The organism is Streptomyces sp. NPDC056486 (assembly GCF_042795295.1).
GTDB lineage: Bacteria > Actinomycetota > Actinomycetes > Streptomycetales > Streptomycetaceae > Streptomyces.
Map to the genome: position 1 here is coordinate 1 of NZ_JBHTSF010000072.1, position 24,241 is coordinate 24,241.

At 69.4% G+C, this 24,241-nt stretch carries 25 protein-coding genes; 10 read left to right on the forward strand and 15 right to left on the reverse strand.

What is annotated here, in order from left to right:
- Positions 1–33: 33 nt before the first annotated feature.
- Positions 34–915: an alpha/beta hydrolase fold domain-containing protein gene (locus ACFQ7F_RS25765; protein ID WP_383274485.1), complete on the reverse strand. Its 882-nt coding sequence runs from the start codon at positions 913–915 to the stop codon at positions 34–36.
- The gene (locus ACFQ7F_RS25770) at positions 912–1,469 is read right to left on the reverse strand and encodes a quercetin 2,3-dioxygenase (RefSeq protein WP_383274488.1); all 558 of its coding nucleotides are present in this window, start codon (positions 1,467–1,469) and stop codon (positions 912–914) included. Before ACFQ7F_RS25770 ends, ACFQ7F_RS25765 begins: the two co-directional genes overlap by 4 nt.
- 124 nt (positions 1,470–1,593) lie before the next feature.
- Between ACFQ7F_RS25770 and ACFQ7F_RS25775 the strand changes: the two genes are divergently transcribed.
- Entirely contained in the window at positions 1,594–2,052 is a 459-nt protein-coding gene (locus ACFQ7F_RS25775; protein ID WP_383274491.1) for a MarR family winged helix-turn-helix transcriptional regulator, read from the forward strand.
- Between the two features lie 4 nt (positions 2,053–2,056).
- On the opposite strand, the gene ACFQ7F_RS25780 is transcribed toward ACFQ7F_RS25775, so the two are convergent.
- On the reverse strand, positions 2,057–2,656 hold the full coding sequence (locus ACFQ7F_RS25780) for a TetR/AcrR family transcriptional regulator (RefSeq protein WP_383274494.1): 600 nt from the start codon (positions 2,654–2,656) through the stop codon (positions 2,057–2,059).
- Between the two features lie 114 nt (positions 2,657–2,770).
- On the opposite strand from ACFQ7F_RS25780, the gene ACFQ7F_RS25785 reads away from it, so the two are divergent.
- Entirely contained in the window at positions 2,771–3,337 is a 567-nt protein-coding gene (locus ACFQ7F_RS25785) for a hypothetical protein (RefSeq protein WP_383274497.1), read from the forward strand.
- A 35-nt stretch (positions 3,338–3,372) separates the two neighbouring features.
- Here ACFQ7F_RS25785 and ACFQ7F_RS25790 read toward each other — a convergent pair whose 3' ends face one another.
- The 3 genes from ACFQ7F_RS25790 to ACFQ7F_RS25800 are packed head-to-tail and all read right to left on the reverse strand — an operon-like array spanning position 3,373 to position 4,977.
- Positions 3,373–4,221, reverse strand: a complete 849-nt coding sequence (locus tag ACFQ7F_RS25790; protein WP_383274597.1) for a helix-turn-helix domain-containing protein — start codon at positions 4,219–4,221, stop codon at positions 3,373–3,375.
- Positions 4,222–4,235: 14 nt separating this feature from the next.
- Positions 4,236–4,751 carry a DUF6879 family protein gene (locus ACFQ7F_RS25795; protein ID WP_383274500.1) on the reverse strand — a complete coding sequence of 172 codons (516 nt, stop codon included), beginning with the start codon at positions 4,749–4,751 and terminating at the stop codon, positions 4,236–4,238.
- Positions 4,723–4,977: a hypothetical protein gene (locus ACFQ7F_RS25800; RefSeq protein WP_383274503.1), complete on the reverse strand. Its 255-nt coding sequence runs from the start codon at positions 4,975–4,977 to the stop codon at positions 4,723–4,725. Before ACFQ7F_RS25800 ends, ACFQ7F_RS25795 begins: the two co-directional genes overlap by 29 nt.
- A 360-nt stretch (positions 4,978–5,337) precedes the next feature.
- Between ACFQ7F_RS25800 and ACFQ7F_RS25805 the strand changes: the two genes are divergently transcribed.
- Positions 5,338–5,832, forward strand: a complete 495-nt coding sequence (locus ACFQ7F_RS25805) for a glycine-rich domain-containing protein (protein WP_383274506.1) — start codon at positions 5,338–5,340, stop codon at positions 5,830–5,832.
- 135 nt (positions 5,833–5,967) lie between these two features.
- On the forward strand, positions 5,968–6,105 hold the full coding sequence (locus tag ACFQ7F_RS25810) for a hypothetical protein (protein WP_383274509.1): 138 nt from the start codon (positions 5,968–5,970) through the stop codon (positions 6,103–6,105).
- Between the two features lie 127 nt (positions 6,106–6,232).
- On the opposite strand, the gene ACFQ7F_RS25815 is transcribed toward ACFQ7F_RS25810, so the two are convergent.
- Positions 6,233–7,390: an acyl-CoA dehydrogenase gene (locus ACFQ7F_RS25815; protein WP_383274512.1), complete on the reverse strand. Its 1,158-nt coding sequence runs from the start codon at positions 7,388–7,390 to the stop codon at positions 6,233–6,235.
- A 211-nt stretch (positions 7,391–7,601) separates the two neighbouring features.
- Here ACFQ7F_RS25815 and ACFQ7F_RS25820 point away from each other — a divergent pair, with 211 nt between their 5' ends.
- Positions 7,602–8,945: a UDP-glucose dehydrogenase family protein gene (locus ACFQ7F_RS25820; RefSeq protein WP_383274515.1), complete on the forward strand. Its 1,344-nt coding sequence runs from the start codon at positions 7,602–7,604 to the stop codon at positions 8,943–8,945.
- Positions 8,946–9,010: 65 nt separating this feature from the next.
- Here ACFQ7F_RS25820 and ACFQ7F_RS25825 read toward each other — a convergent pair whose 3' ends face one another.
- Positions 9,011–9,523, reverse strand: coding sequence for a CGNR zinc finger domain-containing protein (locus tag ACFQ7F_RS25825; RefSeq protein WP_383274518.1), 513 nt, complete (start codon positions 9,521–9,523; stop codon positions 9,011–9,013).
- A gap of 120 nt (positions 9,524–9,643) precedes the next feature.
- On the opposite strand from ACFQ7F_RS25825, the gene ACFQ7F_RS25830 reads away from it, so the two are divergent.
- Entirely contained in the window at positions 9,644–10,012 is a 369-nt protein-coding gene (locus ACFQ7F_RS25830; RefSeq protein WP_383274521.1) for a VOC family protein, read from the forward strand.
- Between the two features lie 19 nt (positions 10,013–10,031).
- Positions 10,032–10,481 (forward strand): VOC family protein, encoded by a 450-nt coding sequence (locus ACFQ7F_RS25835; protein WP_383274524.1) that lies wholly within the window; start codon positions 10,032–10,034, stop codon positions 10,479–10,481.
- Positions 10,482–10,527: 46 nt separating this feature from the next.
- Here the strand turns inward: ACFQ7F_RS25835 and ACFQ7F_RS25840 are convergent, their stop codons facing one another.
- Both ACFQ7F_RS25840 and ACFQ7F_RS25845 read right to left on the reverse strand, forming a co-directional pair.
- Entirely contained in the window at positions 10,528–11,697 is a 1,170-nt protein-coding gene (locus ACFQ7F_RS25840) for a dipeptidase (protein WP_383274527.1), read from the reverse strand.
- Between the two features lie 190 nt (positions 11,698–11,887).
- The gene (locus tag ACFQ7F_RS25845) at positions 11,888–13,240 is read right to left on the reverse strand and encodes an LCP family protein (protein WP_383274530.1); all 1,353 of its coding nucleotides are present in this window, start codon (positions 13,238–13,240) and stop codon (positions 11,888–11,890) included.
- Positions 13,241–13,369: 129 nt separating this feature from the next.
- Between ACFQ7F_RS25845 and ACFQ7F_RS25850 the strand changes: the two genes are divergently transcribed.
- Positions 13,370–13,918, forward strand: coding sequence for an acyl-CoA thioesterase (locus ACFQ7F_RS25850; protein WP_351163175.1), 549 nt, complete (start codon positions 13,370–13,372; stop codon positions 13,916–13,918).
- An 18-nt stretch (positions 13,919–13,936) separates the two neighbouring features.
- Here ACFQ7F_RS25850 and ACFQ7F_RS25855 read toward each other — a convergent pair whose 3' ends face one another.
- Positions 13,937–15,421: an LCP family protein gene (locus ACFQ7F_RS25855; protein ID WP_383274533.1), complete on the reverse strand. Its 1,485-nt coding sequence runs from the start codon at positions 15,419–15,421 to the stop codon at positions 13,937–13,939.
- A gap of 160 nt (positions 15,422–15,581) precedes the next feature.
- Between ACFQ7F_RS25855 and ACFQ7F_RS25860 the strand changes: the two genes are divergently transcribed.
- Positions 15,582–16,622 (forward strand): glycosyltransferase family 2 protein, encoded by a 1,041-nt coding sequence (locus ACFQ7F_RS25860; protein WP_383274536.1) that lies wholly within the window; start codon positions 15,582–15,584, stop codon positions 16,620–16,622.
- 51 nt (positions 16,623–16,673) lie between these two features.
- Here ACFQ7F_RS25860 and ACFQ7F_RS25865 read toward each other — a convergent pair whose 3' ends face one another.
- From ACFQ7F_RS25865 to ACFQ7F_RS25880, 4 genes are all read right to left on the reverse strand, one after another.
- The gene (locus ACFQ7F_RS25865) at positions 16,674–18,323 is read right to left on the reverse strand and encodes an LCP family protein (RefSeq protein ID WP_383274539.1); all 1,650 of its coding nucleotides are present in this window, start codon (positions 18,321–18,323) and stop codon (positions 16,674–16,676) included.
- Between the two features lie 91 nt (positions 18,324–18,414).
- Entirely contained in the window at positions 18,415–20,154 is a 1,740-nt protein-coding gene (locus ACFQ7F_RS25870; protein ID WP_383274542.1) for an LCP family protein, read from the reverse strand.
- A 226-nt stretch (positions 20,155–20,380) separates the two neighbouring features.
- Entirely contained in the window at positions 20,381–21,715 is a 1,335-nt protein-coding gene (locus tag ACFQ7F_RS25875) for an LCP family protein (protein ID WP_383274545.1), read from the reverse strand.
- Positions 21,716–21,840: 125 nt separating this feature from the next.
- Complete coding sequence (locus ACFQ7F_RS25880; RefSeq protein ID WP_383274547.1) at positions 21,841–22,608, reverse strand: TIGR03089 family protein; 768 nt, start codon at positions 22,606–22,608, stop codon at positions 21,841–21,843.
- A gap of 138 nt (positions 22,609–22,746) precedes the next feature.
- On the opposite strand from ACFQ7F_RS25880, the gene ACFQ7F_RS25885 reads away from it, so the two are divergent.
- A complete protein-coding gene (locus ACFQ7F_RS25885) occupies positions 22,747–24,189 on the forward strand; it encodes a peptidoglycan recognition protein (protein WP_383274550.1) in 1,443 nt (480 codons plus the stop codon).
- The last annotated feature ends 52 nt before the right edge of the window (positions 24,190–24,241 follow it).

A 24,241-nucleotide genomic window follows, 5' to 3' on the forward strand; every position in this document is an offset into this window, starting at 1 on the left:
GCCGAGCGGCTGCCCCCGCCCCCTCCGTGGTTCTCAGGCCACGCACCCCTGCGCGAAACGCAGCGAGCGGGCGAACACGTCCTTCACCGCGTCGTCGGGCGCGCCGTACCAGCCGTGGTCGGCGCCCGGCACCGTACGCAGCTTCACCGGCACTCCCGCGTCCCGCAGCCGCGCCGCGAGCTCCTCGCTGTGCGAGCCCGGGACCATCGTGTCCTGCTCGCCGTGGACCAGGAGGAAGGGCGGGGCTGCGCCGTGGACCCGCGCCACGGGGCTTGCCTCGCGGGCCCGCTCGGGTACGGCCGCGGGGGCGGCGCCGAGCAGCAGGGCCTCCGGGGTCGTGGCGCTGTGCGGGTCGAACGGGCCGCGGGGGACGGTCAGGTCGCTCGGGGCGTACCAGATCACGGCGCCGGTGGCCGTGACGGTGGGGTCGAGCGCGAGGAGCGAGGCCAGGTGCCCGCCCGCCGACTCGCCCCACACCACAGTCCTCTCGGTGTCGACGCCGAGCTCCGCCGCACGCAGGCCGATCCAGCGCAGGGCGGCGCGCAGGTCGTCGAGCGGGGCGGGGAAGAGTGCCTCGCCGCTGAGCCGGTAGTCGGCGCAGGCGACCGCGAAGCCCGCCGCGGCGATGCGTTCCAACGGGCCCGGGGCCCAGTGCCTGGTCCGCAGCCCCATGTCGTCACGGCGCCCCCGGCGCCAGGCGCCGCCGTGCACGAAGAGGACGAGAGGGGCGGGCCCGTCTCCGGCGGCAGGCAGCCAGAGGTCGAGCTCCAGCGGACGGCCGCCGTCGACCTCGCCGTACGGAACGCCGCGAAGGAGCCGCAGCTCCGGCGCCGGACGCGTGGCGGGCGGCAGGGGCGCCACGTCCGGATGAGGAGCGGCGATCAGCGCCCGCAGGGCCGTGTTCGTTGTGCTCACCGGGTGCGCCACTCGTGCTCGGGCAGGAAGCGCACGTCGTACTGCTGGGGGACGGTGGCGAACTTGTCGGGCGTGGGTACGACGGGCTCGCGCGGCAGACCGAGGTCCTCGGCGGGGGAGCCGAGGGTCTCGAAGAACCGCTCGAAGGTGCCGCCGGGCCCCGCGGCGACGCCGACGACCTGGCTGTGGTGGCGCTCCATGCGGTAGGCGTGCGGACAGTTCTTGGGTACGAAGCCGAAGTCGCCCGGGGTGAGGAGCTTCTCCTGCTGCTCGCCGTCGAGGTCCTCGACGAACAGGCGGACGGCACCCTGGGTGACGTAGAAGACCTCGTAGGTGTCGGGGTGCAGGTGCGCCGGGATGATGTTGCCTCTGGGGCCCTCGACGGTGAAGAAGTTGAAGGCGTTCTCGGTCTGCTCGCCGCCCGCGTAGATGGTGATCAGGTCGCCGAACAGGTGGGCACGGTCGCCCTCGCCCTTCTCGATGACGTAGGGCTTGCCCGGGTCGGCGGGGATGCGTGAGGAGCGCCGGTGGCGGGTGGCGTACTCGATCGTCATGGGCTCTCCCGGGGGATGTCTGGGATATCTGGGATGTCTGCGAAGCAGGGAACGTCAGGCAGCCTGACATGAAGAGTGGAGTGGGGGCAAGACGCCGTCATCGAACCCCCCATAGGCTCTCGACATGCACGCCACCGGCACCATCGGCCGTAACCTCCCCCAACTGCTCGGCGACGCCCGACGCTGGTTCGAGGACGCGCTCCTGGCGACCCTGGAAGAGGCGGGAGAGGCCCCGGTGTCCCCGACGCAGGCGGGTCTCTTCGCCGTCCTGGACGCGGAAGGCACCACCGTCTCCGAGCTTGCGCGCCGGATGGGCGTCACCCGGCAGACCGCTCATCAGGCGGTGCACGGCCTGGTCGCCGCGGGCCTCCTGGAGCAGGTCCCCGACCCCTCGTCGGGGCGGCAGCGGCTGATCCGCCGCACGGAGGAGGGCGCGCGCACGCACCGCAGGGCCGAACTGGTCCTGAGCCGCGTCGAGCAGGAGCTCGCGGAGCGGATCGGTGGGCAGGCGGTGCTCGCGCTGCGGGCGGCCCTCGAACTGCCTTGGGGCAGCCCTCCGGTCCTCGCCCCGCCCGAGGGCTGAACCCTCAGCCGCGCCCGGAAGGCGCGAGGGGTGCGGACAGGATGCCTTCGATGCCGTGCAGGAGCGTCTCGGAGATCAGCGTCGGGTCGAAAAGGCAGCCGGCCGCCATGGCCCCGTCCCGGAGCATGACGAAGTGCCGTCCCGCCGCGTCGGCGGGCGTGCGGCCGGCCTGGGCCAGCAATTGCGTGACGGTCTCCAGGAACCATTGCCGGTGCGCAAGCACGGCCTGGTGGACCGGGTGTGCCGGGTCGGGATACTCGGCCACCGCGTTCAGGAAGGCGCACCCGCGGAACCCGGAGTACTGGATGCTCTCGGCGATGGACCGGCCGACGGCCCGGACCGTGTCGGCCGCCGGTCCGCCCTCCGCCACTACGGCCGCGACCTGCGCCCGGATGCCGTGGTCGGCCTGCTGGAGGTAGGCAAGGATCAACTCCTCCTTGCCCTTGAAATGCCGGTACAGGGTGGCGCGGGTGACCTGCGCTTCCGCGATGATCCGGTCCACGCCGACGGAGTGGATGCCCTCCGCGTAGAAGATCCGGGTCGCTGTGCCGAGCAGGCGAGACCGTGCCTCGGACGTGCTCCCGCCTTCTGTACGCGCGCTCATGGCGCCCACCGTACCAGCCGATGAGGGAGAACGTTCGGTCTTGACAGTGAGGTAGCGGCACCCTTCAATGTGAGGCAAGAGACCGAACGTTCTCCCTCATGGAAAGGGTCCCTCATGGACACCACCGTCGCGACCACTCCCGCCGCCCCTCCCGCGAGTGCCTCGACAGCGCTGCGCCACCTGTATCTCGTGCGCTTCGCGTTCGCCGCCGTCTGGGCCGTCCTGCTGTTCACGTCCGCCCACACCCTGGGCCCTCTCAGCGCGACACTGCTGGTGATCTACCCCTTGTTCGACATGGCGTGCGCGGTCGTCGACGCCAGGGCCGCCAAAGCGAACGGCGGACCGGTGCGCGGCCTCTACGCGAACATCGCGCTCAGCGCCCTCACCACCGCGGGTCTGGCCGCCGCGGCATCCTCCGGCATTCCGGCCGTCCTGCGCGTCTGGGGTGCCTGGGCCATCACCGCAGGCCTCGTCCAGCTGATCGTCGGCGTCCTGCGACGCGGCATGGGAGGCCAGTGGCCGATGATCGCCAGTGGCGCCATCTCCACTCTCGCCGGAGCATCCTTCGCCGCGCAGGCCGGCAAGGACGACGCCTCGCTGAGCACGCTGGCCGGCTATGCCCTGCTCGGCGGAGTCTTCTTCCTCATCTCCGCCCTCCGCCTGAACCGGACCACCGCCTGAACAGCACCACCGAACACTGACCAGGTGGAGGGCCCTCAGGCCAGGGACGCCACCGCATCCACGATGAGGGAGCGTGCTGCCGCTCCCCTCGCGGCCTGCTGCGAGAGCCGTTCGAAGGCGCGGGCGTACAGCTCGACCTGACTGGGCTGCGTGAGTGTGGAAGCAGCATCGAGCGTGTCCGCGTGCACCCTGCTCTCATCGAAGATCGTGAAGGTCGGCATGGGCCACACGGTCCGTTGCATCGAGAACGGGACGACGCCCACGGCGACGTTCTGGCGGTCCATGACTCCGAGCAAGTGGCCAAGCTGGGCCGCCATGGTTTCGGGGGCGCACAGCTGGTAGCGCAACACCGACTCTTCCAGGACGAAGGAGAACCGGTGCCCGCCCTGGCTCAGAACCTCGTTACGCCGCATGCGGGCCGCCACGGCGTCGCTCACGTCATCCGGGGTTCCTCGGAAGTCCGCGATGGACGACAGCAGGGCAGTGGCGTAACCCCGGGTCTGGAGGAATCCAGGAATCACGTCGGAAACGTAGATACGGAAGGTCTTGGTTTGTCGGTACAGGTCACCGGTGGTCTCTTGCAGGCGCCGAAGGCCGGTTCTCTGCAGGCGATTCCACTCCACATGCGCTTCGGCGGACTGTCGGTTGGCCGCGACCAGATCAGGGGCCTGGTCTTCAGATGCGCAAGCACTGCACCACGCTCGGATATCTGCATCGGACGGAGGCGTCCTGGCGTTCTCGATCCGGGACGACTTCGACTCTGACCAGTTGCACCTGACGGCCAGCTCCCGCCCGCTGATACCCGCGTCCTTCCGGACCTCGCGCAGACGCCTCGCAAGATGCTCGCGAGCCTCCTGAACACGTGAAGAGGGGTGTGGGGGCATGGCGCCGGCCCTCGTCAGACCTTGTACTGGTGGTGCGGGATCGCTCGCTCCCATACCGCTTCGAAGGCGGTGGAGCACAGCTTCACGGCTTCGGCGTCCGTCGTGATCTCGTCCTCCACCACCGCTCCGTCACCCGAGAAGTGGTGCACCCGGAGCAGCGCGTCATCGAACAGCCAGAAGTCGTTCCCCGGCAGGGCGATGGCCGTGCTCAGTCGCCGGGGCAGCCACCGGACTTCCTCACCGGCTGTGACGTTGGCGTGAGTGACGTAGTGCTCCCACCGGATGTAGTCCGACACCGGTTCGGAGATCACCCGGGCCCTGCGGATCACCACACCTCTGGCCACCGTGTCCGCGATCAACTGGTCGTAGGGATGCCACCAGGAGTCGCGATCCTCCCAACTGATCCGCTCGCCACGCTGCCACGCCTCGAACCGGTCCGTGGCGGCGTACGAGTCGCGCAGCTCCAGGTGAACGGCGGATCGCTCGCACCGGCCGAGCAGCTCAGCGAAGCTGGGCACGCTCGACGGCATCACATGCCTCCCTGATCATCGGAATCATCCGGGCCGGAATCCTGACGATGGCCTCACTGTCGGGCACCGGACCGTTCGCGGGACTGGTTCCCTCGCACTCGGTCCGAGCCTCGGGGCTGGGCTTCCACCCCTGCAACAAGATCTCCTGAGCTTCCAGGTCTGTCCACACGGTGGGGCAGTGGTCCCGGTCGGTGTCCGGGTCGATCCCAACGAACGCTACGGCCATGGCAGGCTCCCTGGTCCAGGTACTTGCTTGAGCTTGCACTAGCTTCCTTGGCCTGGAGCTATGGCGTCAACACCGCAATGTGCCATGCGAATTGATGTGCAAGCTCATGCAAGTTCGTGGAGCTCGAAGCTCCCTGATTCCTACGGTCACCACATCAACGCGGAATCGATCGGGAGGGCGGCCATGGCGAGCGGGAACGAGACGCATGACATCCGACCGGCTGACCACATGAGCAGCGGGGAAAGCAGACGCTTCCTGTCTCAGCTCGCCGGAGCCTTTGGCGTCGGTGGGGTAATGCCGAGATCGATGAGCGGAGCCGCAGGGGTGGGCTGTGAAGTGCCAAAACAGGGAGGAACGAACATGCACGATGTACGCGCGTTACTCACCGATGCCGCGTTCGGGGGTGTCGTCGCCACCGTCATCGACAACAACTCCGGTATGGAGGAGGCGACGGCCGAGCGGATCGTCATGGAAGCGCTCAAGTTCATGGACGCCGCCGTGCAGTTCCCCACAGTCAAGATCACGCCCTCCCGCGTGGTGGATGAGGGATGGCACGCCCTGATCCTGCACACGAACCTGTACGAGAAGCTGTGCGAGCGTCTGGGACGGTTCGTGCATCACTGGCCCGAGCGTCCTGATGCCGAACGGCACGACGAGCACGCGCTCACGCGTACGGTGGCCGTCATCGAGCAGGCTGGACACATCGCGGACAGTGACCTGTGGACGGGCCCGACCAAGGCCCTTGTCTCGGTGGCGGCGAGTTGCTCCCACACTCCCAAGCCTGGCGGCTGCGGCCCGATCAATCCGGGCAAGTGCGCTTCGCACTGCTCGGGCGGTGGCGGTGGCGGTAGCTAGGTCGGCGGCAACCAGAGGGAAGGCGGAAGTGTGGACGCGGAGCAGGCACGGCAAGTCGATTCTGTACTCAGGCAGTTGGGGATTCCAGGTGTGGTCGCCCCCGAGGGTTCGGAGAACTCAGCAGGGGAGTGGCGTGTGTACGACACGGCAGACCCCGCCACGCGACGGGACGTGACCGCTGACGTACTGGCGTCCGTGGCGGCCGAGTTTCCCGAGGAGAAACCGGGGTCGGGGCCAATGCGAGGGTTCGTCATCCCGCCCAAGGACGAGTGACCCCGCCTGCTGGTGTGCCAACAGATGCGGACGGCCCCCGGCGCGATGCCGGGGGCCGTGGTGTTCACGCAGGTCGGGGGCGCCGCCCCGAGTCATCAGAGATGGCCGCTGACCTGCGAAAACCTTGCTAGGGAAGGTTCCTGGCCATCACGATCCGCTGGACCTGGTTCGTGCCCTCGTAGATCTGCGTGATCTTCGCGTCGCGCATCATGCGCTCGACGGGGTAGTCACGGGTGTAGCCGTAGCCGCCGAGCAGCTGGACGGCGTCCGTGGTGACCTCCATCGCGACGTCCGACGCGAAACACTTCGCGGCGGCGCCCTGGAAGGTGAGGTCCGCGTCGCCGCGCTCCGACTTGGCAGCGGCGGCGTACGTCAGCTGACGCGCGGCCTCGATCTTCATCGCCATGTCCGCGAGCATGAACTGCACGCCCTGGAAGTCGCCGATCGGCTTCCCGAACTGCTTGCGCTCCTTGACGTACCCCTTGGCGTAGTCCAGGGCGCCCTGCGCGATGCCGAGCGCCTGGGCCGCGATCGTGATGCGGGTGTGGTCCAGGGTCTTCATCGCCGTCGCGAAGCCCGTTCCCTCCTCGCCGATCATGCGGTCGGCGGGGATGCGAACGTTGTCGAAGTAGACCTCGCGGGTCGGTGAACCCTTGATGCCGAGCTTGCGCTCGGGGGCGCCGAAGGAGACGCCCTCGTCCGACTTCTCGACGACGAAGGCGGAGATGCCCTTCGAGCGCTTGGTCGGGTCGGTCACGGCCATCACCGTGTAGTACTCGGAGACGCCCGCGTTCGTGATCCAGCGCTTCACGCCGTTGAGGACCCAGGAGTCCCCGTCACGGACGGCCTTCGTCTTCATGCCCGCCGCGTCGGAACCCGCGTCCGGCTCGGAGAGGGCGTACGAGAACATGCCCTCGCCCTTGGCGAGCGGCGTCATGTACTTCTTCTTCAGCTCCTCGGACCCGGAGAGGATCACAGGGAGCGAGCCCAGCTTGTTCACGGCGGGGATCAGGGACGACGAGGCGCAGACGCGTGCCACCTCCTCGATCACGATGACCGTGGCGAGCGCGTCGGCGCCGGTGCCGCCGAAGCTCTCCGGTACGTGCACGGCGTGCAGATCGGAGGCGACGAGGGCGTCGAGCGCCTCCTGCGGGAAACGGGCTTCCTCGTCGACCGCCGCGGCGAACGGCGCGATCTTCGCCTCGGAGAGCGAACGGATCGCGTCGCGGAGCATGTCGTGCTCCTCGGACGGGCGGTACAGGTCGAAATCAGCCGATCCGGCCAAGGTTTCTCACGCTCCAAGGTGCTAATTACCGTTAAGTAACCCAAATTTTAGAGGGCGGCTCGCGCGAGGGATACGTGAGCTTGCCGACAGCGGCCGGCAAGCGGACCGCCGACGGGTGGCGATGCGGGTGGCGATGGCGGAAACGTGCCCGCCCAAGGGCCCGACTATGCTCGGGCACCGCACTGACGGCCGTAGACCCCTGGAGCACCGCATGGCCCTCAAGATCACCGTGATCGGCACCGGCTACCTCGGTGCCACGCACGCCGCGGCCATGGCCGAGCTCGGTTTCGAGGTGCTCGGCCTCGACGTCGTGCCCGAGAAGATCGAGATGCTGCAGCGGGGCGAGGTCCCGATGTACGAGCCCGGTCTGGAAGAGCTGCTGCGCAAGCATGTCGCCGGGATCGAGGGTTCGAGCGGGCGGCTGCGCTTCACCATGGACTTCGCGGAGGTCGCGGCCTTCGGTGACGTCCACTTCGTCTGCGTGAACACCCCGCAGAAGCACGGTGAGTACGCCTGCGACATGAGCTACGTGGACAGCGCCTTCGCGCAGCTCGCCCCGCATCTGACGCGCCCCGCGCTCGTCGTCGGCAAGTCGACCGTGCCGGTCGGCTCCGCGGACCGCCTCGCGCGCGAGCTCGCCGCGAACGCGCCGGTGGGCGCCGAGGCCGAGCTGGCCTGGAACCCGGAGTTCCTGCGGGAGGGCTTCGCCGTGAAGGACACCCTTCACCCGGACCGCATCGTCGTCGGCGTACGCAGCGCGAACGCCGAGAAGCTGCTTCGCGAGGTGTACGCGGGTCCGGTCGGCGAGGGCTCGCCCTTCGTCGTGACGGACTTCCCGACCTCCGAGCTCGTGAAGACCGCGGCCAACTCCTTCCTCGCCACGAAGATCTCCTTCATCAACGCGATGGCCGAGGTGTGCGAGGCCGCGGGCGGCGACGTCGTGAAGCTGGCCGAGGCGCTCGGGTACGACGACCGCATCGGCAAGAAGTTCCTGCGGGCCGGGATCGGCTTCGGTGGCGGCTGCCTGCCGAAGGACATCCGGGCGTTCATGGCGCGGGCCGGGGAGCTCGGCGCCGACCAGGCGCTGACCTTCCTGCGGGAGATCGACTCCATCAACATGCGCCGGCGCGGGCAGATGGTGGAGATGGCGCGCGAGGCGCTCGGCGGCGGGTCCTTCCTGGGCAAGCGGGTCGCGGTCCTCGGTGCGACATTCAAGCCGGACTCCGACGACGTACGTGACTCGCCCGCGCTGAACGTCGCCGGGCAGATCCACCTCCAGGGCGGCCAGGTCACCGTGTACGACCCCAAGGGGATGGCGAACGCGGGCCGCCTCTTCCCGACGCTCGCGTACGCGGAGAGCGCCGTGGACGCCGTCAGGGGCGCGGACGTGGTCCTGCACCTCACGGAGTGGCGTGAGTTCCGCGAGCTCGACCCGGCGGCGCTCGGCGAGGTCGCTTCGAACCGGCTCATCCTGGACGGCCGCAACGCGCTCGACCCGGAGGTCTGGCGTGCGGCGGGCTGGACGTACCGGGCGATGGGCAGGCCGTCGGCCTAAGCTCCGTTCTTGCCCTTACGTGCCTTTGTGCGCCCTTACGTTGCCTTGCGTTCCCTTACGCGCCCTTACGCGCCCTTCCGTGCCCGGTAGGCCCGCATCTTCGCGCGGGCCCCGCACACGCCCATGTCGCACCACCGGCTCCGCCCGGCAGGGCTGCGGTCGTAGTACGCCCAGTGACAGTCCGGGGCCTCGCACGCCTTGAGGCGGGACCAGGTGCCCGCCGCGACCGCCTCCGCGATGGCCAGGGCGACCCGGGAGACGAGCGCGTCCGGCTCCACGGGGGCCAGCGACGCCGACCCGTCCTCCGCGTCGACCCGCACCAACAGCGGTGCTCCCGCGAGGAGTTGGGAGAGCGCGGGCGCGGCGGTGTGCGGCCCGTGCCCCGCATGGGCGAGACACGCGACCCGCAGTGACTCGCGCAGCTCCCGCGCCGCCCCCGTCTCCGCGCCCGGCGCGAGACCGAACGGGGCGCGCCCTTCCGACGTGTCCAGTGCGTCCGCGCCCGACTCCAGGTCCAAGGTGTTCACCAGTGCCTGGATCAGTGCGAGACCTCCGGGGGCAGGTGCTCTGTCATTCATGGTTGCGGCCATTCATGCTTGCGACGTTACCGCCAATGGGGGAGTATGCAGTAACCGTTACCCCTAGCACGCAGGTGCTGGTAACTGCCGCTGGTATCTCACTGAGCTGAGGAGAAGACCATGCCCCTCGCCAAACTCGGCGCCGTCGTACTCGACTGTCCCGACCCCCTCGCACTCGCCACCTTCTACGCCGCGGTCCTCGGCGGCACCCCCAAGGCCGACGACGAAGGCTGGGTGGACCTCGAAGGCAGCGGCGGCACCCCGCTCCAGTTCCAGGCCGTCCCCGGCTACGTGGCGCCGCAGTGGCCGGACCAGGCGCACCCGCAGCAGTTCCATCTGGACCTCGAAGTACCGCGGGCGGAGTTGGACGCCGCCGAGAAGGAGGTGCTCGCGCTCGGTGCCACCGTGCTCGAGGCGGACGACCGCACCCGCAGCTTCCGGGTGTACGCGGACCCGGCCGGGCACCCGTTCTGTCTCTGCGCCTGCTGAGAACAGAGAGGGAACACGCATGACGCCCCCGCCCGCACCCCCGCCCACGCCCTCCGAGGCGCCCGTCGCGCGGATGCGCAACGTCGTCATCGACTGCCCGGATCCCCGCCGACTCGCCGAGTTCTACCGGGACTTGCTCGGCGGTGAGATCGAGACAGAGACCGACGAGGGTGAGGTGGAGGGCGACTGGGTCACGCTCCACTCGACCGGCGGCCTCCGCCTCTGCTTCCAGCGCGCCGCGGGCCACCGCCCGCCGAACTGGCCGCACGCGGACGCCGGTTCGCAGCAGATCCACATCGACCTCGACGTGGGACCGGCCGTCCAGGACATCGAGCGCGCCCAGGACCGCGTACTCGCCCTGGGCGCCACGCCGCTCGACGTCGACGACGACAACGGCGTCCGCGACTTCCGCGTCTACGCCGACCCGGCAGGGCACCCGTTCTGCCTCTGCCGGATCCCCGAGAGCTGATCTTCGAGAGCTGATCCCCGAGGGCTGAAGCCCGGGAGCTGAAGCCTCAGCCCGTTCTCGCCTGCTGCTGCCGCAGTCTCTCCCGCGCCGCCCGCCCCGCGAAGTCCGCCCCGCGCAGCACCCGTTGGACATTGCCCCACGTCAGGCGCGCGAGGTCGTCCTCCGGCCAGTCGCGCTCGATCAGCTCGGCGATGAGGTGCGGATAGCGCGATGCGTCGGCCAGGCCGTCGGGGTGCGCGGCCGAGGTGTCGTACGTCCCCGAGAGGCCCACGCACTCCGGGCCCGCGAGGCGGCGTACGTGATCGAGGTGGTCCGCCACCTCACGTATCGAGGAACCCGTCTGCTCGGCCGCCAGCGGCACCAGGCACAGGCCCTTGGCGGCGCCGAGCGCGGTGAGCAGGTCGTCCGGGAGGTTCTCCGGGGCGTCCCGCAGTGCGCGGGCCCCCGAGCGGGTGAAGAGCACCGGCGCCCTGGAGACGGCGAGCACCCGGCGCGCGGTGGCCTCGGAGGCCCCGGACAGCTCGGCGAGCACCCCGAGCCTGTTCAGCTCGCGCACCACCTCCTCGCCGAACGGGCTCAGCCCGTCGGGGCCCGCCCATGACGTGCCGGAGAGCGTCAACGAGCACAGGCCGAGGGCGTGCAGAGCGCGCAGGGCGGCGAGCGAGTCGCCCATGGCATCGGCGCGCGCCGGGCCGATCAGGGTGGCGATACGGCCGCAGTGGCGGGCGTCGGCCACCTCGGACGCCGTGCGGGCCAGGCGCAGTCCTTCGGAGTGGCCGTCGACGACGTGCTTGACGAGGTCGAGCTGTTCGAGGGTCGCGCCGAGCACGCGGTCGCCGGTGATGCTCTCCGGGACGTGCACGGACCAGAACTGCGCCCCCACGCCGCCCGCCCGCAGTCGCGGCACATCGGCGTCCACGGCGCTGTCGCCGAGCTCCAGGTCGTACCAGGGCAGTGCGCGCAGCGCCCAGGGCAGTCCGCTGTAGCCGTCGGCGACGGGATGCGCGGCGAGCAGCGCGCGGGCGCTGCGCAGAGGGTCAGGCGCACGTGCCGGGTCTCGTCCGGGCGCGGCTTCGAGCACGGCTTCGGGCGCGGGCTCGTACACCGGTACGTGCTCGGATGTCGGTCCGGGATCGGATATGGGCGGGGGCTCGGGGGGCCGGTCCAGGTCTCCGGCTTCGGCGGTGGTGTCGAGTTCGACCTGCAGATCTGCCATTGGCGGGCTCCGGGCGTCAGGTGGGGTCCGGTCCACCGTGACACGCAGGGGCCGCGGCTTCACGGCGGGCGAAGCGTTCGGGGGACGAAGCCGTGATCGCGGCACGCGAGAGGGCCCCGCCGGTCCAACCGGCGGGGCCCTCTCGACGTACGGATGAAGCGAATGAAGCGAATGAAGCGGGCTAAGTGCCTCAGCCGCCCGAGACGGTCACCTTCTCGTCGTTGTTCAGCTCGGAGACCATCTGCTTGACCTTGGCCTTGTCCCACAGGAGATTGCCGCCGGTCGAGCCCGCGAGCGGCATGTTCATGGACTTGCCGTCGCCGCCCGTGACGCCCTTCATCGCCCAGAACATGGACGCCACGTCGAACAGGCCCATGTCCTTGTCGACGATCAAGGTGTCGAGGCCCGCGCCCATCGTGGGGTAGAGCTTGAACGGGTTGAGGACCGTGCTCGGCGTCGCCGCCTGGTTGGCCAGGGCCGCGAGGAACTTCTGCTGGTTCTTCGTGCGGTCCAGGTCGCTGCCCGGCAGGGCGTAGCGCGTACGGACGAAGGCCAGGGCCTGCTGGCCGTCGAGGGTCTGCTTGCCCGACTCGAAGTCGGCGCCGGACTTCTCGTCCTTGAAGCCCTTGGGGATGTCCAGTTCCACGCCGCCGACCGCGTCCACGATCTTGGCGAAGCCGCCGAAGCCGATCTCGGCGTAGTGGTCGATCTTCAGGCCGGTGTTGTACTCGATGGTGCGGACGAGCAGCTCGGGGCCGTCCTCCGCGTACGCCGCGTTCAGCTTCGTCTGGCGGCCCTGGTTCGGGTAGAGCTTGCCGGACTCCGCGCCCTTGAAGTTCGGGATCGTCACGTTCGAGTCACGCGGCAGCGAGATCATCGTGTTCCCGCCGTCGTCCGCGACGTGCAGGATCATCATCGAGTCCGTGCGCTTGCCCTCGGCCGAGCCCGTGTGCAGCTTCTTCTTGTCCTCGGCGGTCATGCCCTCGCGGCTGTCGGAGCCGACGATCAGGTAGTTCGTGCCGTCCCCGCCGTCGGGGCGCTCGATGACCTTGGAGAGGTCGACCTCACGCTTGAGCTTGGAGTCGGCCCAGAAGTACGTGGTGATGGAGACCGCGAGCAGCAGCACGACGAAGGTGATCGAGCCGATCTTGATGCGGCGCCGCCAGTTCGGGGCGGGGCGGGGAGCGCGCGTGCCGTAACCGTCGTCGCCGCCCTGGCCGCCCTGTCCGCCGTTGCCCTGGCCGTTCGGGGCGCCGTAGACCTGGCCGGTGTTGTAACCGCTGTCGTAGCCGTTGTTGTAGCCGTCCTGGCGGGAGCCGCTGCGGGGCTCGAACATCTCGTCCCTCGCGTCGCCGTACCGCTGTCCCTGTCCGTCGTCGTACGCGGGTTGCTGCGGTACACCGCCCCCCGGCTGCTGGCCCGGTCGGCCGGACGGGCCGCCGCGCTGGACATGCCGCATCCTGCGGGCGCCCTCAGGCTGCGTGCTCCCGCTGCCACGGCCGTATCCTCGGCCGTTGCCCTGGTCGTCAGGCCAATCGCTCATGTGGACCAGTGTGCCGTCTCTGCCTACGTGCCTCACAGGGCAGGCGGGATTTCGGTTCAGGGCTGTTGCAGAGCTGATGCAAAGCGGCCGGGCGCGGCACGGACATACGTCAGACATAGGGTGGAGTGCATGACAGACCTGGCCCCTGGCACGGAATCGGAGATTCCGGGCAAGCCGACTTCGGCGTCCCGCACGACCCTCAGCCACATCATGACCCACGGCGACACCAACCTCCTCGGAACGGTGCACGGGGGCGTGATCATGAAGCTGGTGGACGATGCGGCGGGGGCCGTGGCGGGACGGCACTCGGGCGGGCCCGCGGTCACCGCGTCCATGGACGAGATGGCCTTCCTCGAACCGGTGCGGGTCGGCGACCTCGTCCATGTGAAGGCACAGGTCAACTGGACGGGGCGCAGCTCCATGGAGGTCGGCGTCCGGGTCCTCGCCGAGCGCTGGAACGAGTCGACGCCCGCCCAGCAGGTGGGCTCCGCGTACCTCGTCTTCGCCGCCGTCGACGCGGACGGCAAGCCGCGGGGCGTGCCGCCGGTGCTTCCGGAGACCGAGCGGGACCGGCGCCGGTATCAGGAGGCGCAGATCCGGCGCACGCACCGTCTGGCGCGGCGCCGGGCCATCAAGGAGCTGCGGCAGGCGCGTGCCGCCGAGGGCCTCGACGACTGAGGGCAGCTACAGCTACGGCTACCGCTGGCACACCACCTGGTCGCCGGTCATGGCCCCGAACTCGCCTTGATAGGCGTCCTCCGCCCGTACCGGCCTGACCTGCTTGAAGTCCTGGCCCGCGAACACCTTCAGGGTCGAGCCCTGCTCGTTCACCGCCCGCAGCAGGCTGCCGGGAAGCGCGGTCGCCAGGGACTTCGCTGAGCGGTCCCAGCGCGGGTCGTACGCGACGACCGTGCGCTTGAGGGGTGCGCCCGGCCAATTGCCCGGGGCCCGCGTCGTCCGGAAGCCGGTGGAGCGCAGCGCGCTGTCGATCTGCTTGCCCAGGCCCGGCTTGCCCGTGGCGTTGTCGACCTGCACCCGGATCTGCTGCGGTGACACGTCGACGATGGCCCGCTTGGCGTGGTGCGCGGCGAGGGGCCGGTCCGAGCGCAGCGCGTCGAAGAGCTTCGTGGACTTCTTCGGGTCCCACTTCAGCGTCGACCCGATGCCCGGCACCATCACGCCCTTGCTGAGCAGCGGCACCGTGGTGAATTCCGACGAACGCGGCGAGAAGCCGCGCATCGCACGCCCCAGGGAGAGCATCTCGTTCGTGCCGAAGCCGCTGTCGGCCCGGACCGAGCTGAGCAGCGTCCTGGTCACGTCACGGAACTTGAGCGGGTTGAGCAGCACCCCGCTGCCGGTCGCCTTCGAGATCAGCGCCGCCAGGAACCGCTGCTGGCGGCGCATCCGCCCCAGGTCGGACGTGCCGTCGACGTGCCGTGTGCGGACGTACTGCAGCGCCGATCCGCCGTTCAGCGTGTGCGTGCCGATGGCCAGGTCGAGCCCGGTGTACGAGTCCTTCAGCGGGCGGGCCGTACAGATCTCGACGCCGCCGAGCACGTCCACGGTCTTCATGAAGCTGGTGAAGTCGACCTCGAGATAGTGGTCGATCTTGACCTTCGTCATGTTCTCGACGGTCCGCACGGTGAGGTTGGGGCCGCCCTCCGCGTACGCCGCGTTCATCTTGACCGGATGCGGCCTGTGCTTCTCGCCGGAGTTCTGGTCGATGTGCTCGGGCATCTCGGCGTAGCTGTCCCGGGGCAGGCTCACGACGCTGGCGCGATCACGGTCCTCCGAGATGTGCACGATCATGATCGTGTCCGTGCAGTGGCAGGGCGCTCCGCCGAGGCGGTACTTCTGCTTGTCCGCATCGGTGATCTTGTCCCGGCCGTCGGTGCCGACGAGCAGGACGTTCATGCCGTTGCCCGCCTTCGGCCTGTTCTTCATGTCCTTGAAGGCGTCCACCCGGTCGATCCCGGTGTCGAGACTCGAGACGACGCCGTGCCCGATCCCGGCCGCCGCGAGCACCGTCACGGAGAACGCCGTCGCCGCCCGCGTGACCCAGCGTGGCCGCCTGCGCTGCTTGACCGGTCGGCCCGTGGACTGCTGCGCGGGCTGCCTCGCACGTGGCGGGCGGGGGTCACGCGATGGCGGGGTCGGGTAGCGGCGGGGCGGTGTGGGCACGTGAAGGGACACCTCCGCGGTGACGGGCCTGGCCGGGACGGGTGGGGGAGTCTCGATGGGCCGGGGAACGCGAGAACCGTAGGCCCATACGATCTGCGACCCCGGGCAGCAGGCCGGGCGGCGCGCGCCGGTGTCCCCCATTCGCGGTAACGTGGCGCCGATGAACGCGACCCCCGACGTGCAGCTTCCTGCCGTATCCGTGATCATGCCGGTGCTCAACGAGGAACGGCATCTGCGTGCTGCCGTGTCCGCGATCCTCGAGCAGGAGTACGACGGTGAGATGGAGGTCGTCGTAGCGCTCGGTCCCTCCACGGACCGCACGAACGAGATCGCCGCCGAACTGGTCGCAGAGACCGCGGGGCACCGCGCGAGGGTGCAGACCGTCCCGAACCCCACCGGGCGCACGCCCGCGGCCCTGAACGCCGCGATCAAGGCATCGAGTCACCCGATCGTGGTGCGCGTGGACGGCCACGGCATCCTGTCGCCCGGCTACATCGCGACGGCCGTACGCCTCCTGGAGGAGACCGGCGCGCAGAACGTCGGCGGCATCATGCACGCCGAGGGCGAGAACGACTGGGAGCACGCGGTCGCCGCCGCCATGACGTCGAAGATCGGCGTGGGCAACGCGGCGTTCCACACCGGCGGCGAGGCCCAGCAGGCGGAGACCGTGTATCTGGGTGTCTTCCGCCGCACCGCCCTCGAACAGCAGGGCGGCTACAACGAAGAGTTCATCCGCGCCCAGGACTGGGAGCTGAACTTCCGCATCCGCGAGGCGGGCGGCCTCATCTGGTTCTCGCCCGAGCTGCGCGTGCAGTACCGCCCCCGGCCGAGCGTGAAGGCCCTCGCCAAGCAGTACAAGGACTACGGCCGCTGGCGGCACGTCGTCGCCCGCTACCACGAGGGCTCCATCAACCTGCGCTACCTCGCGCCGCCGACCGCGGTCTGCGCGATCGCGGCGGGCGTCGTCGTGGGCGCCCTGGTCACGCCCTGGGGCTTCGTCGTCCCCGCCGGCTACCTCGCGGCGATCGTGGCGGGCTCACTGCCCGCGGGCAAGGGGCTTCCGCTGAAGGCGCGGCTCCAGATCCCGGTGGCTCTCGCCACCATGCACATGACGTGGGGCTGGGGCTTCCTGACCAGCCCGCGCTCGCTCGCCAAGAAGGTCATCGCCTCCCGGCGTCCGGCTGTTCTCAGCGAGGCCTGAGCACAGCCGCACGACGGATCCGGCCCGCTACCGACGTGTGGCGGGCCGGGCTCACTCCCAGGTGAAATTCGGATCCACGTGCATGCACGCCTTCTTGTCCGAGCCGTTGAGCGCCTCCGCCGAATCCGGCGTCTTGTCGTCCTGCTTCGACGCCGACTTGGGGTAGGTGTTCCCCTCCCGCCAGTCGGCACCGACGACCAGCGTGACCCCGGAGACGTCCGTCGACTTCTTCACCGAACTAAGCTTCATGCCAAGGGACTTGGCGACCCGCTGGGCGTCGCCCTCCAGGTCGGCGGTGGGGAACCTGATGACGGTCTTCTCCTCTGCCGAAGCCGTCGTCGTATCCGCCTGCGCCTTGGTGAAGCCCTTCCCGGCGAGGAGCTGCGTGATCGTGGTCGCGCGACCGCTGACCGGTGCCTCGACGCCCGTGCGGGTGGCGTTCTGCACCTGTACGGCGATCTCGCCGTCCGCGGCGGCCGGGTCGTCCGAGAGCTTCTCCTCGGTGGCCTTCTTCTTCTTTCCCTTGCCGTCCAGTGAGACGTCGTCGCGTACGAGGCGGAAGAGCTGCTCGGCGTCGCCCGGCTTGGGGATCACGCGCGCGCCCAGGTACTCGAACGGCATGGTCGTCATCGTGGTCCGCTCCGGCGAGACCTTCTTGAGCTCGTTGCTCAGGTCGAAGAGCTTCTTGACGCTGCCCAGGCCCTCGTCGACCTTGAGCGCGCTGGTGGCCGTCTCGGCGAGCTTGCGCAGCTTGTTGGGGCTGCTCAGACCGGCGTTCTCGCGCAGCTCCCGCACGAGAGAGTTCATGTACATGTGCTGGGCCTTGGCACGGCTGATGTCGGTGCCACCGTCGAAGCCGTAGCGGGTGCGCAGCCACTGCAGGGCCTGCTTGCCCTTGACGGCCGTGGTGCCCTTTTCGAGCTTCAGACCGGAGCCGTGGCCCTGACTGTCGCGCGAGAGGATGTTGGCGTCCACGCAGACCGGTACGCCGCCGATGGCGTCGGCCATGTCGACCACACCCGAGAAGTCCACTTCCATGAAGTGGTTGATGTGGATGTTGGTGAGCTTCTCCCAGGTGGCGACCGTGCAGCCGGGGCCGCCGCGGCCGAGCGTCTGGTTCGTCATCGTCCGCTGCGTCGAAGCCTCGTAGACCTTGCCGTCGTCCGGGTCGGTGCACTTGGGGATGTCGAGCAGGGTGTCGCGCGGCATGCTGACGACTGACATGTTCGTGCGGTCGGCCGACAGGTGGAGCAGCATCTGGACGTCGGCGAGCGGAGTGCCCCCGAAGGTCTCCTTGGCGCCGCCGAGCTTCTGGTTCTCCTTGGAGTCCCGCGCGTCCGAACCGATCAGGAGGATGTTCAGCGGGGTCTGGCCCGCCGCGTTCGGTGTGGGCTCGGGAGCCCGGTTCTCACCGAGGTTCAGCTCGTCGGTCTTCAGGTTGTTGTTCAAGTGCTGATACCAGAGGTATCCGGCGCCGGCCGTGCCGAGTATCAGCACCGAAAGAATCGTCGCCGACCAGCGCAGTATCCGGCGTCTAGGACGTGGAGCCCGGCCGCCGCCGCCCCCACGGCGATGCCTCTGACCTGCGCCGTCCGCCGAGTGCCCCACACCCTTGGGTGCCGGGCTCTCTTCCAAGCCAAGATCACTTGCGTGCGGAGCGCGTTCTCGCGCTCCCTCCCCACGCACGCTGCTTTTCCCCATCCCCTGCCCCTCCCGCGCTACCGGCGCTCCCCGCGCCACCCCGAATTACGGCCATCCTGCGCCTTGTTAGACGCAGAATGGCCGCTTCAGGTCACTTGGCACACACAGTCTTGTCAGCTTCAACCTTCTGGATGTCCTCCGGCGCCTTCGACGGGGCACTGATCGAAACCCCGGCCCCCTTGAAGTCGCTGCCGAGCGTCAGCTTGATGGCGGGGAGCCCCTGCGAGTTCTTCTCGCTCTTGCCGGGCTTCATCGCGGAGCCGGAGAGCCCCATGACGTCGGCGAGCCGCCGGGCCTCGTCGGCCTGGTCGGGGGCGTACTCCAGCGTCGTCTTCTTGAGGTCGGACGGCGCGTTGCCGAGCTGGCTCGCCTTGGACATGCCCTCAGTGTTCTGCAAGTACGTGAGAGTTGCCTGAGCGGCACCGGTCTTGCCGCTGCCGTTGTAGATGTTGACCCGCACGTCGGCGGCGGCGGCCTTCTTGCCCTTGAGGCGCGCCGCTACCTCCGCCTTCTCCTTCTTCTCCTTCTTCTTCACCGCGGTCAGCGACTCGTCGGCGCGCATCATGGAGAACAGCGGGTCGGCCTTGGCGTCGTTCACGACGACGGTCGTGTGGACCTTCTCCGCCGGGTTGTCGACCACGGGCACGGTCGCGAAGGTCAGGTTCTTCATGTCGAGCTTGCCGAGCTCCATGCCCAGGTCACGGAGTTTCATGATGTCCGCGATCTTGGAGTCGACGGTGAGCGCCTCGGTGCCCGCTTCGGCCAGCTTTATCATCTTCGACGGGCTGGTCAGCGTGTCGTTCGACTTGAGCTTGCGCATCAGTGAGCTGAGGAACTGCTGTTGCAGCTCGATGCGGCTCAAGTCGCCGCCGGTGCCCACGGAGTGACGCGTGCGGACGAACGCCAGCGCCTCCTCGCCCTCGATGGTGTGCTTGCCCGCGGGCAGATCCAGGTGCGAGTCCGGGTCGTCGATGTCCTTGGCCAGACAGACGTCCACACCGCCGACCGCGCTGGAGAGCGTCTTGACAGCGTTGAAGTCGGCCACCATGAAGTGGTCGGGGACTATCCCGGTGATCTCGGTGACCGTACGCATGGTGCAGCTCGGCGTGCGGTCGCTCTGGCCGAGGCTCTCGTTGAAGCGGGCGCCCTGCGTGCCGGTGATCGTCTTCTTGCTGCCGTCCTCCATCGTCGTCGGGCAGTCCGGAATGTCCGTGATCATGTCACGCGGAATGCTCAACGCGGTGGCGTTCGTGCGGTCCTTGGAGACGTGCAGCAGGATCGTCGTGTCGGCGTGACCGACGCTTCCCTTGTCGCCGTACTTCTCGTTGCCCGCGCCGCTGCGCTTGTCCGTGCCCATCACCAGGATGTTGATGGCGCGGTCCTTGCTGAAGCCGCCGGTGCTCGCGCCGTCGTCGGCGATCGAGTTGATGTTGTCGTTGAGGTGCTCGTAGTAGAGGTACGCGCCGACACCCCCGCCGACAAGGACGAGGGCCAGCGAGCCGGCCGTCCACATCAGGATCTTCTTGCCCTTGGACTTCCTGGGCTTCTGCTTGCGCCGTCCGCCCGCGGCCTCGGGCTGCGGAGCCCGGCGTCTGCGCTGCGGCGGCACATCGCGCTGTTCATCGCGTTCATCACGGCGCTCGTCGCGTCGGCCGTCACGGCCGCGCGTTCCCTGGCGTGGCGAGGACCGCTGTGATTTGCGAGGTCCAGGCACTGCCGACTGCCCTCCGGAAGGGCTCAGTCGCAGTTCGTAATCGCCGGTGTTCGGGTTGAGTACCCACTGGTCTGCGGGGTCGATGTTCTCCGCCCGCCCACGGCCTTGCGCGTCCACGGTTGTCTGCGTCCTCCGTCGGGGCCACGCGGCGCCTTTCCCCCCTCAAGTAAGGCGCTCGGTCAATCGTTCAGCGGTGCGCGGCCACAGGGGCCCGGCGCACCGGATCGCTCACACTATCCGGCCAGTTCAGCGCTGAACGACGTCGGTGACAAATTCCACTCCCATACAACTGGGCAATCCGCCCTATTTCTTTGTGCGGGCGGTCTTGCGCTTGAGGATGGCTTTACTCGCAGGTCGTTCCGGCGGCCGTGTTGCCCCGGAAAGTAGGAGCGGGGCTCGGCGATTGGGAAGGGTCGTCCGGCTTCTCGTCGCTCCAGTCATCGGCGGACTCGTCGTAGCCGTCCGAGCCATCGTCGTCCTCCGGGTCCTGGTAGGTGTCGGCCCCGTCATGAGCGCCATCCGCCTGTTCGTCGCGGGGGGCTGTCTCGGGTTCCCTGCGCGTCACTTGGAGGGGTGCGTCAGTGCGAAGCCGGGTGAAAAGTTCGTCCGCCGCGGGCTCGACGAGTTCATCCCGATTGGCGTCGTAGACATAGGACCGCCGGGGCACGGTGAGGAACTGCACTTGTTCTGTGGGGATGTTGCGCATGCCGCGCACCAGTTCGTACAAACCACGCAAACTCGCCAGTGCCGGGTCGGTCGTCAGCGAAGAAGTGGCCGCGTCGAGAACCGGATAGAGCTTCGCCGGATTGAGCAGGACGTCATTGCTCTGCACCTTGTTGACGAGTGCCGCGAGGAACTGCTGCTGGCGGTCCATCCGGTCGGTGTCACTGCCGTTGCCGATGCTTTTGCGGGCCCGCACATAGCCGAGCGCCTGCTCGCCGCTGAGGGTCTGCATGCCCGCGGCGATCTTCAGATGGGCGTCGGTGTCGTTGATGGGCTGCTTGAGGCAGACCTGTACGCCGTCGACGGCGTCGACCATGTCCTTGAACCCGGCGAAGTCCACGACCATGTGGTGGTCGACGCGGATCTTCGTCATTTTTTCGACCGTACGAATGGTGCAGGCCGTCCCGCCGAACTCGTAGGCCCAGTTGAACTGGGCGAACTGCGCCCGCGTCCGTGACCCGTCGCTCTGGCGGCAGCGGGGGATGTCCACCATCACGTCCCGCGGGATCGACACCGCTGTCGCGCTCTTCCGGTCGGCCGCGAGGTGCATCAGGATCGTGGTGTCCGAGCGCTGGGTCCCCGGATCGCGCCCGTACTTCTTGTTGCCCCGTCCGGCCCGGGTGTCGGAGCCGATGAGCAGGATGTTCTGCGCGCCGTGCACCAGAGCCGTCGGGCGCTCCTTGTCGTAGCGCGCCAGCTCCGCCGCGGCGTCGGTGTCCTTGGTGATGTTGCCGTCGAGCTTGTTGTAGATGGCCCACCCTGCGCCCCCGGCGACCAGCACGAGCCCGGCCGCCCCCATGGCCGTCCAGCGCAGCCAGCGCCGCCTGCGCCGGGCCACGCCCTCACCCGTGGGGCTCGAGCCCGCGCCGGGTGCGTACGTGGCCGGCGGCTCAGGCGGTGCGCCGGCCGGATCCGGGCGCTCCGGTCCGGCGGGCGTGCCTGCGGTGTCGGACACGTCTACGTCCACCCCTCATAGCGACGTCGGTGCATGGTGCGCTCTTACGACCATGGACCGACGTGACGCCGGGGGCCTGCGGGCCGGGGGCTCGTGTGGGCCGAACGGGGGAGGGGAGGGGCGGGCTACTTCGCGGTGGCGGGGGCGGTGGCGGTGACCCGCTCGTCCTCGACGCGCTTGGCGAGGCCGTCATCGGCGAGCTGGTCGAGATGGCGGCAGAGCACCACGGAGCCGCCGGACGCCAGCGGGGCGTACAGGCCTGAGCTCAGACCCTCCCAGGTGTCGAACGACCGGCCCGAGAGCAGCCGGGATCCGGGCGCGAGCCCCAGCGCCTCGGCGTCCGCGCGGGCCCGCTCCACCAGCTGTGCCCCCGTCAGCTCGGAGCCGCCGACGGCGATGGCGGGCTCGTCCGGGTCCACGGGAGCGTACGGAGCGAAGCGGTCGCCCTGGCTCGGCACCTCGACCGCGTAATCGGCGAAACCCTCGGGAGGCTGCTGTGGGAAGCGCCCGCCGAGCGGCCGGAGCGCGAGCGCGACCCGCTCTCCGGAGCAGGCCCGCGCCGCGTCGAGCGATTCGGGCCCGCTGACGACGAGGTCGGCACCGGCCGGGTCGCCGCCCACGTCCGCGACGACGCCGACGGACGAACAGGCGAGCAGCCAGACCGCCGTCTGCCAGTGCGCGGGGAGCAGCAGCGCGAGCCGGTCGCCCGGCTCGGCGGCGAGATCTCCCTGGAGCAGATTGGCGGTCTTGGCCACCCAATTGGCGAAGGTGGCCACGGACAATTCGACGCGCTCACCGGTGGCGTCGTCGTAGAAGGTGATCAGTGGGCGGCCCGGGTCCGCGGCGAGCGCGGATCGCAGCAGGTCGGCAGGGGTGCGGTCGGTGGCGTTCACGGGCGCAAGGGTACGCGCGTGCCCTGTTGCCCCCGGGCGTGGCGGGGGAGTGCGGGCCACCGGTTCGGCGGACACGAGCCGACGGCCCGTCAATTCCCCAATGGACAGATATGTTCGGCTACGCGGAGTATCAGACGTATGCGTGGATTTCTAGCTTCTTCGATCGGCGTCACGTGCGCGGCCGCCCTGGCGCTTCCCCTCACCCTGCCGTCGTCCGGCGCCCGCGCCGTGACCCCGGCCACCCAGTCGCCGGCCCAGCGATCCGCGGAGTCGGTCCCGGGCAGCACTCAGTCCCTCCCGCTCATCTCCTTCGGCTCCGACCGCTCCCAGGGCGGCGGCGCGTCCCGCGAACAGGGCCTGCACCAGCGAGAGGTCAAGCCCTTCTCCCTCGTCGGTGTCATCTGGGACAACCCGGACGACGAACTGAACGGCAGCGTCCAGGTCCGCACGCGTGCGAGCGGCACCGGCACCTGGACGGCCTGGCAGCCCGTGGAGACGCACAACCACGAGCACGCCGCCGACCCGGACGCCGAGGAGCGGGCTTCGGGCAGGATCCGCGGCTCCACGGCACCCCTGTGGGTCGGCGACTCGGACGGGGTCGAGATCCGCGTACGAGGTGAGGCGGCTGAGCAGCGAAGTGACCCGGCGCTGCACAGGGGCGAGGCGGCGCAGCACTCAGGTGACGCGGTGGAACATCGCGCGAGCGCCGGGTCTCCCGCGGCTGCGGGGCAGGCCCTTCCCGCGGGCCTGCGCCTCGAACTCGTCGACCCGGGCGCCGAGCCGCCCCCGCAGGGCTCCCGCCCCAAGGGTGCCCCCGAGGCCCTGACCGCCGAAACCGCCGCTGCCTCCGCGGTCAACGCCGACCTCGCCCCGCTCGGCGCCGACGCCATCCCCCCGCTCAGCAAGAAGAAGACGGAGTCCGACCTCATCGCGGCCCGCGGCGGCCCGGAGGAGGCCGCGGGGAAGGCCAGGCCCTACGTGGGTCCCCGCCCGCGCATCATCACGCGCAAGGGCTGGGGCGCGAACGAGAAGCTCCGCGAGAAGAAGTTCGCGTACACGAGGACGGTGAAGGCGGCCTTCGTGCACCACAGCGCGTCCGGCAACAACTACCGCTGCTCGCAGGCCGGGTCCGTTCTGCGGAGTATCTACCGCTATCACGTCAAGAGCAGCGGCTGGCGTGACTTCGGCTACAACTTCGCGGTCGACAAGTGCGGAAACATCTACGAAGGACGTGCCGGAGGTGTGGCCAAGCCGGTCCTCGGGGCCCACACTCTCGGTTTCAACACCAACAGCACGGGCATCGCCGTCCTCGGCAGCTTCGGCTACTCCAACCCGCCCGCGGCCGCCGTGAACGCGATCGCCCGGCTGACCGCGTGGAAGCTCGGCCTGTACGGCGCGAACCCGCGAGGATCGACATATCTGAGGTCCGGGGGTGGCAATCTGTACACGAAAGGCAAGAACGTCCGGCTCCATGTGATCTCCGGACACCGTGACGGATTCGCCACGGAGTGCCCCGGTATTCGCCTGTACAAGAAGCTGGGCAAGGCCCGGTCCACCTCGGCCCGTCTCCAGGGCCGCTGAGACTGTGGCACACCGCACGACCTGCACAGCACGCTGCACGATCTGCAAAGCC

Excerpts from the sequence above, each read along its gene's own strand:
- ACFQ7F_RS25770 (WP_383274488.1), bottom strand. The coding sequence starts at position 1,469 with ATGACGATCGAGTACGCCACCCGCCACCGGCGCTCCTCACGCATCCCC.
- ACFQ7F_RS25775 (WP_383274491.1), top strand. The coding sequence starts at position 1,594 with ATGCACGCCACCGGCACCATCGGCCGTAACCTCCCCCAACTGCTCGGC.
- ACFQ7F_RS25780 (WP_383274494.1), bottom strand. The coding sequence starts at position 2,656 with ATGAGCGCGCGTACAGAAGGCGGGAGCACGTCCGAGGCACGGTCTCGC.
- ACFQ7F_RS25785 (WP_383274497.1), top strand. The coding sequence starts at position 2,771 with ATGGACACCACCGTCGCGACCACTCCCGCCGCCCCTCCCGCGAGTGCC.
- ACFQ7F_RS25790 (WP_383274597.1), bottom strand. The coding sequence starts at position 4,221 with ATGCCCCCACACCCCTCTTCACGTGTTCAGGAGGCTCGCGAGCATCTT.
- ACFQ7F_RS25795 (WP_383274500.1), bottom strand. The coding sequence starts at position 4,751 with ATGCCGTCGAGCGTGCCCAGCTTCGCTGAGCTGCTCGGCCGGTGCGAG.
- ACFQ7F_RS25800 (WP_383274503.1), bottom strand. The coding sequence starts at position 4,977 with ATGGCCGTAGCGTTCGTTGGGATCGACCCGGACACCGACCGGGACCAC.
- ACFQ7F_RS25805 (WP_383274506.1), top strand. The coding sequence starts at position 5,338 with ATGCACGATGTACGCGCGTTACTCACCGATGCCGCGTTCGGGGGTGTC.
- ACFQ7F_RS25820 (WP_383274515.1), top strand. The coding sequence starts at position 7,602 with ATGGCCCTCAAGATCACCGTGATCGGCACCGGCTACCTCGGTGCCACG.
- ACFQ7F_RS25825 (WP_383274518.1), bottom strand. The coding sequence starts at position 9,523 with ATGAATGACAGAGCACCTGCCCCCGGAGGTCTCGCACTGATCCAGGCA.
- ACFQ7F_RS25830 (WP_383274521.1), top strand. The coding sequence starts at position 9,644 with ATGCCCCTCGCCAAACTCGGCGCCGTCGTACTCGACTGTCCCGACCCC.
- ACFQ7F_RS25835 (WP_383274524.1), top strand. The coding sequence starts at position 10,032 with ATGACGCCCCCGCCCGCACCCCCGCCCACGCCCTCCGAGGCGCCCGTC.
- ACFQ7F_RS25840 (WP_383274527.1), bottom strand. The coding sequence starts at position 11,697 with ATGGCAGATCTGCAGGTCGAACTCGACACCACCGCCGAAGCCGGAGAC.
- ACFQ7F_RS25845 (WP_383274530.1), bottom strand. The coding sequence starts at position 13,240 with ATGAGCGATTGGCCTGACGACCAGGGCAACGGCCGAGGATACGGCCGT.
- ACFQ7F_RS25850 (WP_351163175.1), top strand. The coding sequence starts at position 13,370 with ATGACAGACCTGGCCCCTGGCACGGAATCGGAGATTCCGGGCAAGCCG.
- ACFQ7F_RS25860 (WP_383274536.1), top strand. The coding sequence starts at position 15,582 with ATGAACGCGACCCCCGACGTGCAGCTTCCTGCCGTATCCGTGATCATG.
- ACFQ7F_RS25865 (WP_383274539.1), bottom strand. The coding sequence starts at position 18,323 with ATGGGGAAAAGCAGCGTGCGTGGGGAGGGAGCGCGAGAACGCGCTCCG.
- ACFQ7F_RS25885 (WP_383274550.1), top strand. The coding sequence starts at position 22,747 with ATGCGTGGATTTCTAGCTTCTTCGATCGGCGTCACGTGCGCGGCCGCC.